Raw genomic sequence first — 18,746 nt, forward strand, 5'->3', positions numbered from 1 at the left:
GAGGGGATTTAATTGAAAGCGTTCAAGCAAAAGTGTTCGCTTCTTTTGGTTTTGGCCATGCTCTTAAGCTTGCTGCCATTACCTGTAGTTGGGGATGTAACCACAACGCCCGCTTACGCGGATAGTGTCATTCCGACAGCGAATCTTGATCTTTGGTTAAAAGCAGATGCTGGAGTTACAGTGGATGCTAATGGGAAAGTAAGTCAGTGGGCGGATCAGTCTGGGAAAGGTAATGATTTAACTCAAGCTACAGCGACGAAATTTCCAAGCTTAGTTACGGACGCTGTATATGGTAAGCCTGCCATTCGGTTTTCAGGAGATATTGGCGGGGGAAGCAATCAATTTCTGAGTAAGGATTTAGGATCGAAAGCATGGACTAATAATAGTACAGTGATTATGGTGATGCAACAATCCAGCTTGGCGCAATTAAATGCTAAAGGGATTTTCTCTAATGACATAGGCTCCAATGTCGGAGCATGGTCCATTGTGACAAGTACTGGCAATCCGCAAAGGCTGATGGTGCTCGGACCAAGAACTGGCGGTACATCCAATGCGAACTTGGAGAGCGCGTCCACTACGAATCCGACCATTTTAACTGTCACGATAGATACGACATCCAGTGCTACTGAAGGAATCATTAACGCATATAAAAATGGCGTGCTATCATCCGTGGATAGCTTGATGAATGTAGGACCCGTTAAGAATAGCTACTATAAAAGTTTTAATTCCTTTAAACATTATGTCATTGGCAAAAGCTACAGTACATCTGAGCTGAATATGGCGGCAGATGTATCTGAAGTGATTATTTACCAAAAAGTGCTATCGGATATTGATCGACAAACGGTTGAAAATTATTTAATGAATAAATATTTTTCAGTATCGCCTGTCGTTGCAAATGTACCTTCAGGAACAATTACAGCTGGTCAAGCTGTGACACTGTCGACACCGACTGTAGGCGCATCTGTGTACTACACGCTTGACAGCAGTGACCCGCTGACTTCAGGTACTTGTCTGTCGTATTCCTCTCCGATTGTCATTACGAACAACACGACGATTAAAGCGGCAGCAAAAGGGAATGGATTAACGGACAGTCCTGTCTCCACTTTTACGTATACCCTAACAAACAAGTTGGTAGCACCGACTTCATCTGTACCTACGGGTAACGTGTCATTCGGTAAAATGGTAACGTTGACCTCATCTGCAGGGACGACGATTCGCTATACGCTTGATGGTACTGATCCGAAAACATCAGTTAGCAGCAAGGACTTCATAGCACCATTCTCAATTGTCGCAAATACTACCCTGCGCGCTTATGCAACCAAGGTAGGCATGACGGATAGTGACGAGTCCGTATATAACTATACAATAACTTTAGCTGAGCCCGTGAAGGCTAATGCAGTTTCAGGGGCAATTTTTAACGGTGGAAAAATTAAGCTGACATCAACGATTGACGGGGCTTCCATTTATTATACGTTAGATGGCAGCGATCCTGTTTCTTCGGGAACCAAGCTGTTATATACAGCGCCGATCGTCGTAACAGCAGCAACAACAGTTAAAACGTACGCAGAATTAAACGGTACTGTCGGCACGGCTGTTGCACAATATGAGTATACCATTTACACGCCAACGTCAACGTCATCTGTGACGAACTTGCCTGATAGTTACTATAACAGAGACGGGCTTGAAAACATGCCGCATTTGAATTATGAAGCCATGAAAGTGGCAAACGTCAAAGATTTTGGAGCAGTTGGGGACGGCAATGCTAGTGATGCTGAGGCTTTTGAGAAGGCGATTAACGCCTTAAATTCTGTCGATGGAGGGGTTGTCTACGTTCCAAAAGGATTTTACTATTTCCCGTTTGACTTGACTGATCCATTGAATCGCTGGGCTTGGAAGCGGAATTATAACAATGTTCATTTTATCGGTGAAGGTGACGAATCGGTTATTCGCTTCAAGCTTCCAGGAATTCCAACTTTGCCAGCAGGCAGAACATGGACGAATAGAAACGGTGTGTTCTCAGGCTTTGCTTACGGTTGGAGAATTGATGGAAAGGATATCTCTTATAAGGATCTGGCGTTCTCTTGGTACCCACGGTATGACGCGAGAGGTGGAGCAGGAGGCTATACGGTTGCAACATCTGGCGAGAACATCCAAATGAATCGCGTAACGATCGATCAAGGGAATATTGGAGCGGTCTTTTGGCAAAATACGAAAAACGTCTATGTCGTCGACACGCAAGTTCGTAACACGGCGGCAGACAGTATTCACTTTGCGAACGTTGCGGATGTAGTGGCTGCTTACAACCTCGTCGATGGTGCCAATGACGACTCGATAGCTAGTATCGATGATAAGGAATATAATGTTGCAGATAATCATCAGTATTTGCATAACACGATCTTAAACAGCTATTGGGGACGCGGGATTACCGTCACGGGGACGAATAGTCGTGTTGAAGACAACTGGCTTGAAAATATTAAGTCATCCGGCGTCTATACAAACAACGGCGGTCAGAGCAGTGTGTCCGGTAACGGTCATGATACGGAGCATTTATTAATTAAGAATAATACGATCGTTCGCTCCGGGCTCATGGGCTTGAATGATAATCAAAAAGGTGCCATTGCATTTAACCAGTATAAAGATGATCTAACCGTTGAAAATAACCATGTTTACGGTGGGCAATCGCATGGGATATATTTCAATCCGTGGGGACCTGCATCCACAATCAGCAACGTTCGTATAAAAAATAACGAAATTGCAGCTGTTGCTGGAAGTGCCATGGTATTTAATTCCAATATTAAAGTGAATAACATTGATATTATGAATAATGACATGTTCGGCAATGAATTACGTTTAACTCCCGTTGATCCTAGCATTAATTTTAATGCTTCCGTTTTATCAGGAAACGTAAATTTGTCAAATAATAAGGTTTCAGGGACGGTCTCCAACACGACATATGCATACGGGTTCCCAAAAGTTACGACCCAGCCTGTGTATACGGATCCATATGCAGCAATTGCTGCAGAGCCTTCTGAGATCGCTTGGGCAGGAGCTCCAGTAGTCACAACTGCTGCAAATGAAATCAACGTCAAGAATTATGGTGCAAAGGGCGACGGATCAACGAGTGATACGCAAGCTTTTTATGATGCTTTAGATGCGATTCCAGCTTCTGGCGGCACACTTCGCATTCCTGCAGGGACCTATGTATTACCTCCAATGCCAGGCAAAGAAACACGACCATATAGTCAAATCAAGCATCATCTGCTGCTTGAAGGTCGTGACAATGTCCACATTGTAGGGGATGGAGATAGCTCTGTACTGCGCTTTACAAGCGCGGATCATTATGGCATTCGTCTTCTGAATACAACGAATTCATCCATACGCAACTTGAAGCTAGAGCTTGCGAATAAGCCGTTTTTACGCCATAATCGTTCGCTGCTTGATATTACTGGCAGCAAAGGCATCGTAGCTGAGCATGTGACAGTGGCGAATTCAGGTGGTTCCGGTATACAAGTGGATGCATCCACTGGCGTATCTATTCAAGGATGTACCGTAATCGGCTCCAACATGAGTGGTATCCTGCTAGTGGCTTCCAGACAAGTATATGTGGAAAATTCGACGTTGAAAGGCAATCGTGACCATGCCATCTTCGTGAATAAGCAAGGCAGCCTCGCACGTCAATCCGAGTACATTCGGCTTGCTGGAAACGTAATAGATGGCGAAGGGAATTCAGAACAAAGCGGGATCGCGTTTGCTTCCGGCGACAACATATTAGCTACCGGCAATACAATTAAGAACACGCACATGGCTGGAGTCTTGTTCTATTACACAAGTGAAGTCTATCCGACAGATAAGATTACAGTGACGGGCAATACACTGATTAATACGAATACGGGGACAAATACGCTTACATACGGCGCAATAAGCTCCATGATGTCCAAAGGCGGGAATTTCACGATTACTGAAAATACGATTCAATCTACGCCTTATTCGGGAATTTGGGTCAAAGACAGTACACTTCAATCGCTGAAGTTAACTGCCAACTCATTTACCGATACTGCAACGAAAGGTGGGGCGATTATTGATATCGCCAGTGATCAATTAAAGACTATTCAGCAGTATACAGCTAATACGGATCAAATTGGGGTTCAGACCAAACCCGAACGGATTTCTAGCGGCTCTGGTTGGGCAATCGCAGTTACGATTCAAAACTTAATGACACTACAACCAAGCTCTGGAGGTACTGTCAGTGTAACAAGTCCAATGGAATGGGCAGCTACACTTACGCCTGTCACTTTTGGCGAGATCGCTCCTAGTCAATCCACAACAGTACGGATTCCAATTCCAGCACCACTTCCAGCCAACATTGGAGCTGTACCTTTTTCATTGAAGATTGATCAAATCGGCACTATCACCAATCTTACCAAAAGCGTGAATTTCTATGCCTCCGCTGAGACGCAAATGCCGCCAGTCATTGATGGGACTGCATTAGAATGGATGGATACGAATGCTGCAATTCTGAATCAGGCTAGTCAGGTTAAATTCACTGCATCGGATTGGGCAGGTGCTGACGATTTGAGTGCAACGGGATACGTGAAGCATGATGCAACGAACCTGTACTTCTCTGTAGTCGTCAAAGATAACGTACACACTCAAACGAATACGGGCTCCGATATTTGGCGTGGAGATAGCATGCAACTTGCGATTGATGCGGGAAGAGCTACAACAAGTGGGCAGTCTGGCTATTCGAGCGAGCTTACATTTGCACTAACAGCGGATAATCAGCCTGCAAAGTGGAGATCAACAGCTCCAAACGGCAAAGCAACAGGTAATCAGTTCAGCAGCGCGTTAGCTGTTAAACGGGATGAGGCGAATAAAACGACAACATATGAACTCGCATTGCCATGGACTGAAATCTTACCAGATGCTTTAATAAATGCACCTGAACGGATCGGCATCTCATTCTTGATTAATGATGACGACGGCGCAGGAAGACGTGGATGGATCGAATACATGAGTGGTATCGGATCGAGCAAAAATCCAAGCTTATATGGAGATCTATTACTTGTTCAAACGCCAACTAACATTGCTGCAACAGGTGTCAAGTTAGATAAGGATACAGTACAGTTTGATTTGGTTAATCCACAAACAACACAAAAGCTGACATCTACTGTGCTTCCAGATAACGCGACAAATAAAGATGTGACATGGTCCTCAAGCAATAGTGCAGTAGCAACTGTTGCTGCAGACGGAACTGTGACTGCACATGCTGTAGGTAACGCTGTCATCACGGTAACGACAGTAGATGGTAGTTTTACTGCAACGAGTCAGGTTACAGTAGGGAACTCGACTACTACAAATTCGTCATCCCCGACTGGTGGATCAGTCGGAAATCAAGAAGGAAAAGTTGAACTTACTGACGCAGGTATCGTGATTTCGCTGGATGCGGCTAGTAAGGTTAGTGAGTCCAAAGACGGGTATAAATTGACGAGCATTCACGTCAATGATGATCTAATGGATAAAGCACTTAACTCAATCGAGAATAACGGTAAAAGAAATAAAACGATTGTAATTAGAGAAAATGAAAGTAGCGGATTACAACTCGAAATTAGCGGTAAGGCCGCAGCGGCATTAGAAAAAGAGAAGGATGCCATTCTAACGCTAATCGTTGGCAAACATACAATGAATGTGCCAGCAAGTCTTTTAGACTTTGAACAATTAGCAAAAGAGTGGCAAGTAAAACAGGATGATCTGAAAGTGAAGTTTGTTGTAAAGCCAGCATCACAAGACGACAAGAAGAAAGTGAGCTCGCTCTCTGCGGCAACAGGAGTCTCGCTTGCCACTGATGTTATCAACTTCGGAATTCTCGTAGAAGTGGGAAATCGTCAACAAGACATTCATAGTTATGGAAGTACCTATTTGACACAAACTATGACATTCCCAGCTATTCCGAATGCCAACAAGGTTACAGGCGTTATGATTGATCAGACAACTGGTGAGATGGTATTCGTGCCTGCGACATTCACCGTAGTGAATGGTCAAACAGTAGCTACCTTGCGTAGTAACGGGAGCGGAATCTTTGCCATTGTTCAATCCGATAAAAACTTTAAGGATATGAAGGGACATTGGGCGGAAGATGACGTCCATACATTGGCTTCGAAACTACTTGTCAAAGGAATGACATCTGACGGGTATGATCCAGAAGCGGCTGTAACTAGAGCGCAATTCGCGGTTATGCTGTCACGCTCCCTTGGATTAACACATCAAAATAGTACCAAGCAAGAGTTTAAAGATGTCCACGAAGCAGACTGGTTCAGTAGACAACTTAATGCAGCACTACAAGCAGGGTTAATCGATGGTTATGCCGATGGAACGATGAGACCGAATGACACGATTACTCGTGAACAGATGGCTGTCATGATTGCAAGAGCATTACAATTTACAAAAAGCGATATTCAACTTGCAAATGGCCAGAAACGTCCACTAGCATCAGGCTTTGCAGATCACGCCTTAATGGAAGAGTGGGCGAAAGATGCCATTAACACATGCTTAGAAACTGGCCTTATGCAGGGAATATCAGAAAGCAGCTTTGGAGCTGAAGCAAATGCTACTCGTGCACAAGCGGCAGTTACATTAAGCAGACTACTCAAGTACGCGAAATTTATCAACTAATTACTAGAAAAGACAGGCTGAATAACTTAGCCTGTCTTTTCTAGCAGTTTCTAATCAAGCTCACCAAGAAGGAGGGAAAGAAATTGAAAACGGATGTGCTGTTGTCAGAAGCAAGTTTTTTCAAACGCTCCACTCAGTATTCAATGAAAATGATGGAATGGGTGGATGCCAATTATCATCATAAGTGTGTATTGGAAAGACTAGCGGCCGTACTTTACCTATCGCCATCTCATATTTCACATCTCTTTCATCAAGAAACAGGAGGGACCTTATCGGAGTATCTAACCACAAGGAGAATGCACGAAGCAAGTAAGTTACTGAAATCTACCTCCTTACCCATTCAGGAAATTAGTAAACAAATCGGATATAACAGCGCGTCCTATTTCACTCGCGTATTTAAACGCCATAAGGGTATTACCCCCTTTCATTACCGACAAGCAAAACCCTAGTATTAGGTAAAACTAACTCGATCCCTAGAACCATTCCAATATTTTCTAAACTGCTCACGAACCTCATAAAAACCACCCAAGAACCACCCAAGAACCACCCAAGAACCACTCAAGAACCACCAAAGAACCGCCCAAGAACCACCCAAGAACCACCCAAGAACCACCCAAGAACCACCGAAGAACCACCGAAGAACCACCGAAGAACCACCCAAGAACCACTCAAGAACCACTCAAGAACCGCCCAAGAACCATCCACGAACCACCTCCATGCCGCTCAAATTGGGGACTAGAGATTCTATGGGAATTAATCTAGTGTGCCAGGAGGTTAATATATCAAAAAAACAATTTTCTGAGGGTATCTACAAAAGAAAAGAGTTATGTCTGTAGGGAATTTAAAACACCTACCACTACCAACGCATGGGGGGCCAGAGCGCGCGGTGTGTCTTCCGGATTCAAATGTGTTCTTTGCACCCTTATTCCTGTCTGTATTAGTTGTTGTTGCGCTGAATAGCTATACACTTTAATGATTAATCCGATTTGTAGATATCTCAGAAAGTGTTCTAATTCGCAATATCATTCCATCATATACATTTTTTTCTTTACATGGAAACGAATGTTTGGTATAATAAGAACATAAGTTCTTATATGGAGGTAATTGTGATAATGGACATGTGTTTTGTAGATTCGTTGGACGATACTTTCCAAACAGAGGAAGATTGTGAGATGTTTTTGATGAAAAATCGCTGGGCGAACGGGTTTATTTGTCCGCGATGCGATTATGATTCTTTTTATAAAGTAAAAACGCGCAGCTTACTTGAATGCAAGGAGTGCCGCACACAAGTGTCTATTACGACTGGCACTGTTATGCATAAATCGAAGTTATCTTTATTACTCTGGTTCAAAGCTATTCGTTTATTAATTCAAGATGATTCTACATATTCGATTCCAACGTTTGCCGGTTTACTTGGTGTAAATTATCGAACTGCTAAGTTGATGATAGAAAAAATTCAATTAGCTTTATATAAGCAATACGCATGTAGGAGCAAAAAGAAGTTAGTGAATCCCCTGGAAGTTGCCATAGAAGAAGACGGAGCGCAGTCCTGCAGTGAAAATGAAAGCCCCAAGATTGCCCAACCCAAAGGAAATACAAGTGTTCTGGCTGCGTATTTATTTAAAACCCGCAGAAATATCAGATACGAAGAACAAGATTTGTTTAGAAAATGGATGAATGCGTTCTTTTCAGTGCGTTTATATCCACATTTTTTACGGTGTTTCCAATTATAAAAACCCCTACCACGAATAGCATGATAGGGGAAGATTTATGTCGGGATTTTGGACTGCTCGCGGAAGGCGCTAGGTGTTTGGCCCGTGGATCTGCGAAATAACCTAGTGAAATATTTGTAATCTGGAATGCCAACTCGTTCAGATATTTCTTGGACTTGCAGTGTAGTTTCTTTCAGTAACTTTTTAGCAGCTTGCATGCGATAGTGCGTGACGTAATCAGAGAAGTTACTGCCTGTTTGGGCTTTAAATAAATGACTAAAATAATTTGGACTTATTTGATGATGCTGGCACACATCAGTGACGCTGATCGGTTTATGGAAATGAGTATTGATATAATCAAGCGCATCCTGAATTTCGATGCGATAATGATGATCTTTGCTGGATAATACTTGAACGGTTCGTTTCCAGTGCATTAATCGAAGTAAGTAAGCTTCAACATCCTGAAGGACCTCAACAAGCTCAAGGGAATCGATTAGCGCTGTAGCACCCAACGGGTCATTCGCTGTCCAATACTTGCTGAGCTCTTCAAGCCAGCTAATCAGCTGTGCGGGCTGAACATGCTGCTCTTGAATTTTACTGATGACTTCCTCATAGAGGCTTCTTCGCAGACTGCTGTCATCTAGGAATGGATTAATACTTTGCAAACTATTGTTCAAAGCTTGTTTCTGAGCTTCACCTAATGTGTGATAGGGCACGAAATGGGAATAGGTGTACACCATGCCTAAATTATTGTAGAAGCGCTGTGAAGTAGCGCTAATAGCTTCATTCACTGCTTCCTTCAGGCGTGTAGGAAGTTGACCATGATCTAAAGAAATTCTTTTTGGCTTACTGAAACCACTAGTCACGGTAAAGGGTAAATAAAGCTTGATAAATTCATTTATTTTTTGAAACAAGGCATAGACTTGCGACTCCGCTTGTTCCATTTGATAGGCTGAATCCCAATGAAGCCATAAACAAAGTGAGTTCTCTTCTGTCCAAGGGAATAGATTGCCATTGTAGTGTGTTGAACTAACCTCTTCGATCATCTGCATCAATACATATTTGAATAAGGAAATGTCCCGCGAATGAAAGGTTTGTTTCAGTTCAGGAAATTTATCAATTTCCAGGTAGGCAATCGTAAATCCATAAGATAACGGATGAAGCTCGAGCATGGTGAATTCCTTATAAAGGGATTCTGGCGAAGCATACATCTGGTCCATCACATTCATGATGAATTGTTTGCGAAGCAGAGGTTTACTTTGCTGGAAGCGATGGCGTTCTTGTATTTTTTCTAGTAATAATTCGCGGTCTAGTTCTATCTCTTTTCTTGCGCGTTCAAGCAGGTCCAGGAGCTCGCGATGACCGGAAGTGATTTTTAAGAGATAGCCTATCGCTCCAAGTTGAACTGCTTTGCGAGCAAAATCGAATTCTTGATAGTTGGACAAGATGATGACTTTTACACGTGGCATCAAGGTTTTTAAGTGTTCAGTCAACTGCAGTCCGTCCATCCTTGGCATGACGATGTCGGTAATGACGATATCAGGATTGAGCTGCTTGCACAGCTCTAGTGCCTCTTCGCCATCTTCTGCTTCCCCCACGATTTCAAAGCCATTCTCAGCAAGCGGAAATCCGATACGGAACCTTTCCCTCACTAAGTCTTCATCATCCACGATAATGCAACGTATATTTTCGCTTATAATCACATTCGATTTCATAAGCTGTCATCTCCTTTCATGGCTGGCATGAGAAGTTCAACCCGAGTGCCTAATCCTTCCTGACTCGTAATACTTAATCCATATTCCTTCCCATAGTGAAGCTGGTAGCGCTCATGTACGTTCCGTAAACCAATTGAATTAAATCCACTTGGCCTAACAGGCGAAGGGGCTCCTAAATTATCAATAAGCAGCTGTGTGAGCCGCTCTGGGGGGATCCCTGTACCGTTGTCTTCCACAAATAATAGGATTGTGGTTTTGCCATTCGTGAAGCCGCCTCCGATGGTTATGAGGCCTTCGCCTTTTTTCTTGCCTTTGATACCATGGAATATCGCATTTTCGACGATCGGTTGCAAGGAGAGCTTCAGCATTTTGTAGGATAGTAATTCATCATCAAAGGAATAGTGTACCTCAAACTTATGTTGGTAACGTATTTGCTGGAGATAGACATATTGTTCTAGACCTTCTAATTCCGCGCTTAACTCTGTAAATTCAAGCCCATGATCCATTGTATACTGAAACAATCGTACGAGCGCATTCAGCACTTTGGGAATCTCATCTGTGCGATTCAGATCGACAAGTGCGTTAATTGAATTTAGTGTATTGTATAGAAAATGCGGATTAATTTGCGATCGCAGCGCTTTGAGTTCAAATTTCTTTTTAGCTTTCTCAATGAGTACTTTTTCATCTACTAAGGTTTCAATCCGGTCGAGCATTTCATTAAACGAGTCTGCTAAGGATAGAAATTCATCCTGACGCTTGAGACGGATACGGATATGCAGATTGCCATTTTTAATCCGATTCATCTGAATGATTAACTTTTGGATCGGTTGATTAATCGACCTCGCCAAGTAGAGGGAAAGGATGAACACGATTAAGGTAAAGACACCAGCGAACCAAAGTGTATAATTTTTAAACTTTTCCACTTCACCTAAGAAACGATCTTTATTAACGAAGTGCAGCAATTTCAATTTGAACAAATCCGGTGTACTAATCCGTACGATATATTCATCATTATGGATATTAACAATTTTGGTCTCATTATTTGCTGTGTATACGAGCTCCTGTAGAGCGGGAAATAGCTCGGAGTATTCCTGCTGTTGAAAGGTGCCACGCAGCTTGATGTCACTAAGAATGGGACGAAGCTCACTATTAAACACGAGTGTAGATATTTCCTTATCAATGTTACTATCCATAAATAATTTGTTGATTTTCTCGGAATTGATATCGATTGCAAGTATTCCTTTGATCTCAGTTCCTTGTCTGACATTCGCTGTGACTGTACTAATGAGACCCTTGGATGGTGAATAGTAAGGTCCGATGTAATTGATTAGTTTACTGCCTGTCTGGTTAATAATGTAATCTGAGATATCAGCCGGAACCGTATATGTGCCACTAGATTGAATAACATGGCCTGAAGGCTCTATAAAAAATAAACTCTGTGTCAGAGGGTATAGTGAGTAATTGTACGTTTTGAGAATAGCAGCGATTTCTTTCTCCGTTAAATTGGATTGGGCAATCTCACTGGAGATTAAAGAAAGCGCTTGTTGTAAATCACTCGTTGTTCTTGCTAATTGTTCCTCAGTCCGATCTGCTAGTATTTCCATTCGCTCTAACTGACTTTGCGTTACAATTTGGAGTGTGTATCGGTAAGCGAATAAGCCTAATAGCAGGACAGCAGCAATAACGACAGTTGAATTTAGGATGAAAATTTTAAAACGAATGCGTTTAGTGGAACGCAGATAATGTTGAATGATTCCCATGTTGCACCTGTCCTGTTTCGTAATCGTTCCTATAAGTAATTGTTAAGCAAGCAAGGGTGCATGTCAATGTATTTTGGGGTGTCCATAGATTAATCCACACAGTTTGTAGGATTCTTATATACGAAGCATTTTTGAGCTAGTCTATGATCGAACCATTTCTATAGATTTATCCACCTCGTTTATAGTAGGGTGGGATACTGCACAAGGGATACGATTGCTACAATAAAGTTGTAAACAAAATCAAACTAGCAAATAAGGGGAGTCGAACTCATTGAACAAAAAAGTCAAAACGTCGGCATTGGCAGTATTAGCCTTATGTACAACGATCGTGTCCGCTGGCTGTTCCAATAACGCTGCTGAACCTGCTCAAAGCGTTGCTCCAGCAACAAGCAAACCTACTGCTCAGCAACCGCCAAAAACGGTTAAAGTTGTATTGCCTTCATCTAGAGCAGAAGATGAAGCTTTCTATAAATCAGAAGTTAAGAAGTTTATGGACAAAAATCCAGACGTTAAAGTTGATTTGCAAATGAACCCTTCCGCACAGTATAACAATGCGGTGCAATTGATGTTTGCGACGAATGAAGGGCCAGACGTATTCTTCATCGTTGGAGGTAAAGCCCAGTGGCAGCTTGCTTCCGATAATGGTTGGATTCAACCGATTGATGAATATTTGACACCGGAATTCAAAGCCAGATACCCGCAAGGTACCTTCGACAAGGATAGCTGGTTGCGTTATAAAGACAAGGTGATTGGCGTGCCTTTGGCGGATCCGCGCTACAGTAAAGTTAGACCTTTATTCTACAATGTCGACATTTTGAAACAATACGGTATTGATACACCTCCGAAAACGTATTCCGAATTCAAGAATATGTCTGCAAAAATTACCAAAGAAGGCAAAGGACAAGTGTATGGTACTTCCATCATGGGTAAAGACCTAGGTGCTTTCTCCGCTACCATCGCAGGCTTCGCCGTATCTAACGAAGGTGGGGTTCTTCAGCAAGAAGGAGACTGGCCGATTAGCCTCCTAACGGGTCAGGCAAATGCAGCTTCCATGGCTCCTGCGGTTGAAATTTTCCGTGATTTGAATGCACAGAAAGTACTGGCACCTGGTTGGGAGAACTGGGATCCAGCGCAAATGCATCAGCAATTTGCTGCAGGCAAAGTGGCGATGTTCGTTGGAGCAGCGTGGCAGGCTGCTGAAATTCTAAAGCTGAAACCAGATATTAAGCTTGGTATCGCTGCAGCACCAGTACCTGACACAGGACGCAAAGGTTTTAGAGATGTGCCTACACCAGCTGAGCCTAAGTTCGTAATTGGATCTGGCTCCAAAGTGAAGGATGCAGCTTGGAAAGTACTTGATTATTTCGGATCTGCTGAATTCCAAAAATCATACTTCCAGTCTTCCAAGGAAATGGTAGTTATTCCTAAGGCATATGATGGTATTGAGTTGGATAGTGTATCGAAACAAGTGTTGCAAGTGATGAACGAGACCTTGCGTTTGGCACCACATGTAAGCTTGAAAAATGCCGATATGGATAAGTTATCCAAACCAATCGCTGATGGATTGCCAAAACCAAGAATCAAAGACCTTGGCGTAAAAGCGATTATCAACAATGAAGATGTGAAAGCTGTATTTAGCGATTATGACAAGAAAGTCAATCAATTAATCGAAGCAGAAATGAAAAAGGCTCTTGATGGCGGAAGTAAAATCACAATCGATGACCTTAAATTCTCAGATTGGGATCCAATGAAAGATTATCTTAGAAAATAAGTGATTTCGTGGGGAGATTCCCTCAAGAGTGAATAATCGCTTGAGTGGAATCTCTTTTCACCTAATGGCTCGGGAAAAGGAGTGGAAGGAATGAACACACACCAAGAGAGGACATTACCATCCTCGACCTCAGTAATTGAAAGTAAAGCATCGACATCTGCTTTATGGAAACGGATCAAGCTGCATCGCTGGCATTACTTGTTTATATTACCCATGCTAGTTTTATTTCTTATGTTTTCAATATGGCCTATTGTTGGCAGCTGGTACTACGCTTTCTTTGATTGGGACGGGACAGGGAGACCATCGAACTTTATTGGTTTCGCCAATTTTATAGAGATCTATACAGATCCAGGATTTTGGAATGCTTTCAAAGTTACATTCTCATTTGCAATAAGTAATGTGTGTATTCAATTACCCCTAGCGTTAATCGTGGCGGTTATTCTCAATCACCCTGGCGTAAAAGGAAGAAATATTTACCGTTTGCTGATCTTTTTGCCTGTGATCTCGACGACTGCGGTTGTCGGTATCGTATTCGTCATTTTGTTAAATCCGCTTGGCGGGCCAATCAACGATGTGTTGTTGAAAATGGGATGGATCGATAGCCCGATTAATTTCCTCGGGTCTCAGAAACTAGCCTTACCTACCTTATTGTTTATTTCGCTATGGAAAAGCTTTGGTACGCCGCTCATTTATTGGCTTGCAGGCTTACAAACCATTCCTGCAGAACTGTATGAAGCTGCGAAAATCGATGGAGCCGGCGCTGTTCAACGTTTTACACGTATTACGATTCCGTTGCTCGTGCCCATTGGTATTATCATTGTCTTGTTGACATTCATAGGCAATCTTCATCCCTTTGACTTAGTCAAAACGATGACGGAAGGCGGACCCGTCAAATCCACTGATGTCATTGATACCTATATTTATCGCTATGCGTTCGAAACAACGGAGTTTTCGACTACACGTTATGGTTTCGCGTCTGCTGCGGGGATCGTTTTTAGTATGGCCGTATTCCTAGTCGTACTTGTTCAAGCGGCTGTCATGAAGAAAGTAAGACCTGGTAAGGGAGGACAATCGGCATGAGAACACTACGTAGGGGTAAAACACTGGCTCAGACCGCCATGCATCTTCTCTTTATTGGGATTACCTTCCTGTGGAGTTATCCGTTCTTATGGATGATCTCCTCGGCGTTCAAATCGCAAGGTGAAATGTTTCTAGGCGGCTTACGGTTAATTCCGAAGGAACCGACCTTAGTGAATTTTAGTCGGGCGTGGGAAAGCGCGAAGTTCTATTTATACTTTTTTAACACAGTCTTCGTTACTCTGATGGTTATCTTAGTCGTACTCCTTGTTTCATCATTGGCTGGCTACGCACTCGGTCGCGGTAATATGCCAGGAAAGAAGATCATACTAGCTGCGCTTATTGTGGCTATGTTTTTGCCAAAGGGTTTTACGATTATCCCGTTATTTGAACTGATTGTAAAATTAGGTTTTAACAACAGCCTAATGGGCGTTGTATTAGCCGAAGCGGGACCTTCCAATGTGGTCTCCATTCTACTGTTCATGGGCTTTTTTGCTTCAATTCCGAAAGAAGTTGAAGAATCTGGCGTCATGGACGGTGCGAGTCAACCTCGTATCTTCTTCAATATTATGCTGCCTTTAACGAAGCCTATCATAGCGACGGTTAGCATTTTCACCTTTATTGCCGCATGGAATGCTTTCTTAGTGCCATTGATCTTTACCTTAGGTAAACCAGAGCTTCGCACGCTTGGGGTTGGGATGTATAACTTCTTTGGTACAAACACAGTGGATTGGACGGGAATTGCAGCGGGTGCATGTATGTCCTTGATACCAATTATAATCGTTTTCTTATTCCTACAAAGATATTTTATTGAGGGAATTGCAGGTTCGATCAAAGGGTAATGGCTGGATATTGGGTAAGCAAATGAGATAGGAGAGATTACAAACATGTTGTATACGATAGAAAAATTAGATAAACGAATTGCCGAGCTCTCAGAATATCGTTATAGAGATGCTATTGCCATTCGTTCTCTACAATGTGCATCGGATGAGGAGGGAAATATTGGGGAGCGACCTCCAACTGCATTTGAACAACAAGCGCTGCAGTTAGGTGACTCATGGGAAGGCAATGATACGTACCTTTGGCTCCGTACGGAAATAAAAGCTCCTGAAGCTTGGCAGGGTAGAAAAATTGTCGGCCGTTTCGACTTCGGTACTTCCGGTCCTAATCATATATCGGGCTTTGAATCGCTGCTTTATGTGAATGGCGTACCCTATCAAGGCGTGGATACGAACCATCAAGAGGTGCTGCTGCCGCAAGCTTGTACGACGCAGACGCACACACTCGCATTCCGCTTGTGGTCAGGTTTGAAGGGCTATGGCAGCTGGGGTCCACGGAATAAAGCAGAGCATAAAATTCTCAAGGCAGAGTTGACGTGGCTGGATGAAACCGCAGATGATGTATTCTTTACAGCTAAAGCGGCGTTGGAAACGATTAAACGTCTTCCTGAAAACAGTGCAGACAAGCAAATGCTGCTTGCAGCGGTGAATAAAGCATTTTTGCAAATCAGCTGGGCAGAACCTGGGTCCCCAGCGTTCTATGAAAGCGTCGCAGCTGCGAGTGATGTGCTTCGTAGTGAGCTGGATTCACTAGACAAGAACTCTGCGATTACGGTTCACTGCGTAGGGCATACGCATATTGACGTAGCGTGGTTATGGCAATTGAAACATACGCGCGAGAAATGCGCACGTTCATTCTCAACCGTGCTGCGATTGATGGAGCAGTATCCGGAGTACTTGTTTTTACAAACGCAGCCGCAACTGTACGAATATATGAAAGAAGATTATCCAGAAATTTATGATCAAATTCGCACCCGAGTCCAAGAAGGAAGATGGGAAGCGGACGGTGCGATGTGGTTGGAGCCGGACTGTAATCTGACTTCAGGTGAATCCTTGGTCAGACAGATCTTGTACGGAACGCGATTCCTTCGTGAGGAATTTGGCGTGGAATGCAGCTACTTGTGGTTGCCCGACGTATTCGGTTACAGCTGGGCGTTACCGCAAATCCTGCAAAAATCAGGCATTCATACATTCATGACTACAAAAATCAGCTGGAATCAATACAATCGCATGCCGCATGACACTTTTATGTGGCGGGGGATTGATGGTACAGAGATTTTGACCCATTTTATAACAACACCAGAACCTAATAATACGATTTACACATATAACGGTATGGTTACCCCAGAAACGGTACAGGGTATTTGGGATAATTATAAGGATAAGGCGCTCAACAAGGATTTACTGCTTTGTTATGGATATGGAGACGGCGGGGGTGGTGTAACTCGCGAGATGTTGGAGATGCGGAGACGTTTGGATGTGCTGCCTGGCTTACCGAATGTGAAGACGAGTCGGGCTGATGATTACTTCGCAGGACTTCAGGAGCGGGTAGCCGCAAGTGACGAATATGTACATACTTGGGATGGCGAGCTATATCTCGAATATCATCGCGGGACGTACACAAGTCAAGCACGCAATAAGCTTTTGAATCGTAAAGCGGAGCTTCTATTGAGAGAAAGTGAATTTACTTTCGTCCTAGAAGGGCTTCTGAAAGAAGATTGGTCTACGTATCCAACGGACGAATTGTTAAAGATTTGGAAAACCGTTTTACGCAACCAGTTTCACGATATTTTGCCAGGAACTTCGATTCGTGAGGTGTATACGGATAGTTGGAAGGAATACGAAGAAGCGGATTACTCCCTTGTTCAATTGTGGAAGAAAGCATTAGCAGAGCTTACTCGGGTTGAAAGATCCGCAGCTAGGAGCACTTATACGATTTATAACTCCGCATCATGGGAGCGCGGGGAAACTGTATACATCCCTGAGGCTAATACAAATGGGACATGGCTAGCTGCCAACGGGTCTGAACTGCAGGCTCAGCGCAGCGGAGATGGCTGGATTGTTCAAACGAACAGCGTACCTGCGATGGGGATATCGGAGATTCATTTCCAGGCAGGAGATAGTCAAAGTGAACTTGCCCATGGGTTTGGTTTCCAAGCAAATAGTCTAACTACGCCGTTCTATGAGTTGAAGTGGAACGACTACGGCCAGCTGACGCGTATCTATGACAAAGAAAATGATCGAGAAGTGCTTAAAGCTGGCGAATACGGGAACGTTTTGCAGGTATTTGAGAATAAACCGCTGCGTGATGACGCATGGGGAATCGACATCTATTACGGGGAAAAGAAACGCGAAGTGACGGAGTTAGTTTCCGTCGAACTGAAGGAAGTTGGCCCCGTTAGGGCGGTTGTTCGTTTTGCATGGACGTTCGGCCAATCCCAGATCGAGCAAGAGCTAATCGTCTACACACGTAGCCGTCGAATGGATTTCCAAACGAATGCGAATTGGCACGAACGCGAGCAAATGTTGAAGGTTGCTTTTCCAGTGAGCATTCGCTCGACGGAAGCAACGTATGATATTCAGTACGGGAATGTGAAGCGTCCGACGCACTGGAACACAAGCTGGGATTACGCACGATTTGAAACGGTTGGTCAACAATGGGCAGACTTATCTGAACATGGTTATGGCGTTAGTTTGTTGAATGATTGCAAGTATGGCTACGATATTAAAAATCACGTCATGCGCTTATCTCTCATTAATTCCCCGGTATTTCCGGATCCAGAAGCAGACCGCGGTGAGCATCAATTCACTTATGCGCTGTTGCCGCATGCTGGTGATTGGAGAGAGGGAGAGACTGTGCGTGAAGCATGGTCTTTAAATAGTCCACAAACGGTCTCGGTTGGCGGAACTTCGCATGCTGGTTTATCGCTATTTACGCTATCTTCGCCACATGCCTTCATTGACGCTGTGAAAAAGGCAGAAGATGAGAACGCAGTGATCTTGCGTATTCACGAATTTGCCGGTGCTAGGGGGCAATTAGAGATCGCAAGTAGTTTGCCAATACGCGGCTGGGCGGAGTGCGATCTCATGGAACGGATTGAATCCGATAAGCAAGACAGCAGCATCATTAGCTGTACGATGAATCCGTATGAAATCAAGACGTTTGTGGTGTATTTTTTAAATCGGAGACGAAATGAGTGAAT

At 43.4% G+C, this 18,746-nt stretch carries 10 protein-coding genes; 7 read left to right on the forward strand and 3 right to left on the reverse strand.

The window, feature by feature from the left end:
* Positions 1 to 12: 12 nt before the first annotated feature.
* Together AC58QT_RS31580 and AC58QT_RS31585 are read left to right on the forward strand one after the other, a co-directional pair.
* A complete protein-coding gene (locus AC58QT_RS31580; protein ID WP_497412475.1) occupies positions 13 to 6,669 on the forward strand; it encodes a chitobiase/beta-hexosaminidase C-terminal domain-containing protein in 6,657 nt (2,218 codons plus the stop codon).
* An 83-nt stretch (positions 6,670 to 6,752) separates the two neighbouring features.
* The gene (locus AC58QT_RS31585; protein ID WP_497412476.1) at positions 6,753 to 7,118 is read left to right on the forward strand and encodes a helix-turn-helix transcriptional regulator; all 366 of its coding nucleotides are present in this window, start codon (positions 6,753 to 6,755) and stop codon (positions 7,116 to 7,118) included.
* A gap of 2 nt (positions 7,119 to 7,120) precedes the next feature.
* On the opposite strand, the gene AC58QT_RS31590 is transcribed toward AC58QT_RS31585, so the two are convergent.
* Positions 7,121 to 7,315 (reverse strand): hypothetical protein, encoded by a 195-nt coding sequence (locus AC58QT_RS31590; RefSeq protein WP_497412477.1) that lies wholly within the window; start codon positions 7,313 to 7,315, stop codon positions 7,121 to 7,123.
* A gap of 466 nt (positions 7,316 to 7,781) precedes the next feature.
* On the opposite strand from AC58QT_RS31590, the gene AC58QT_RS31595 reads away from it, so the two are divergent.
* Positions 7,782 to 8,402, forward strand: a complete 621-nt coding sequence (locus AC58QT_RS31595; RefSeq protein ID WP_497412478.1) for a transposase family protein — start codon at positions 7,782 to 7,784, stop codon at positions 8,400 to 8,402.
* A 35-nt stretch (positions 8,403 to 8,437) separates the two neighbouring features.
* On the opposite strand, the gene AC58QT_RS31600 is transcribed toward AC58QT_RS31595, so the two are convergent.
* Positions 8,438 to 10,096 carry a response regulator transcription factor gene (locus tag AC58QT_RS31600; protein WP_497412479.1) on the reverse strand — a complete coding sequence of 553 codons (1,659 nt, stop codon included), beginning with the start codon at positions 10,094 to 10,096 and terminating at the stop codon, positions 8,438 to 8,440.
* Complete coding sequence (locus AC58QT_RS31605) at positions 10,093 to 11,856, reverse strand: sensor histidine kinase (RefSeq protein ID WP_497412480.1); 1,764 nt, start codon at positions 11,854 to 11,856, stop codon at positions 10,093 to 10,095. The genes AC58QT_RS31600 and AC58QT_RS31605 overlap by 4 nt, the downstream gene beginning before the upstream one ends.
* A 271-nt stretch (positions 11,857 to 12,127) precedes the next feature.
* On the opposite strand from AC58QT_RS31605, the gene AC58QT_RS31610 reads away from it, so the two are divergent.
* The 4 genes from AC58QT_RS31610 (at position 12,128) to AC58QT_RS31625 (ending at position 18,744) form a co-directional block, all read left to right on the forward strand.
* A complete protein-coding gene (locus tag AC58QT_RS31610) occupies positions 12,128 to 13,627 on the forward strand; it encodes an ABC transporter substrate-binding protein (RefSeq protein WP_497412481.1) in 1,500 nt (499 codons plus the stop codon).
* 90 nt (positions 13,628 to 13,717) lie between these two features.
* Complete coding sequence (locus AC58QT_RS31615) at positions 13,718 to 14,707, forward strand: carbohydrate ABC transporter permease (protein WP_497412482.1); 990 nt, start codon at positions 13,718 to 13,720, stop codon at positions 14,705 to 14,707.
* Positions 14,704 to 15,546 carry a carbohydrate ABC transporter permease gene (locus AC58QT_RS31620; RefSeq protein WP_497412483.1) on the forward strand — a complete coding sequence of 281 codons (843 nt, stop codon included), beginning with the start codon at positions 14,704 to 14,706 and terminating at the stop codon, positions 15,544 to 15,546. The genes AC58QT_RS31615 and AC58QT_RS31620 overlap by 4 nt, the downstream gene beginning before the upstream one ends.
* Before the next feature lie 45 nt (positions 15,547 to 15,591).
* Positions 15,592 to 18,744 (forward strand): alpha-mannosidase, encoded by a 3,153-nt coding sequence (locus AC58QT_RS31625; protein WP_497412484.1) that lies wholly within the window; start codon positions 15,592 to 15,594, stop codon positions 18,742 to 18,744.
* Positions 18,745 to 18,746 lie beyond the last annotated feature (2 nt).

The organism is Paenibacillus sp. J31R109, from assembly GCF_059692055.1.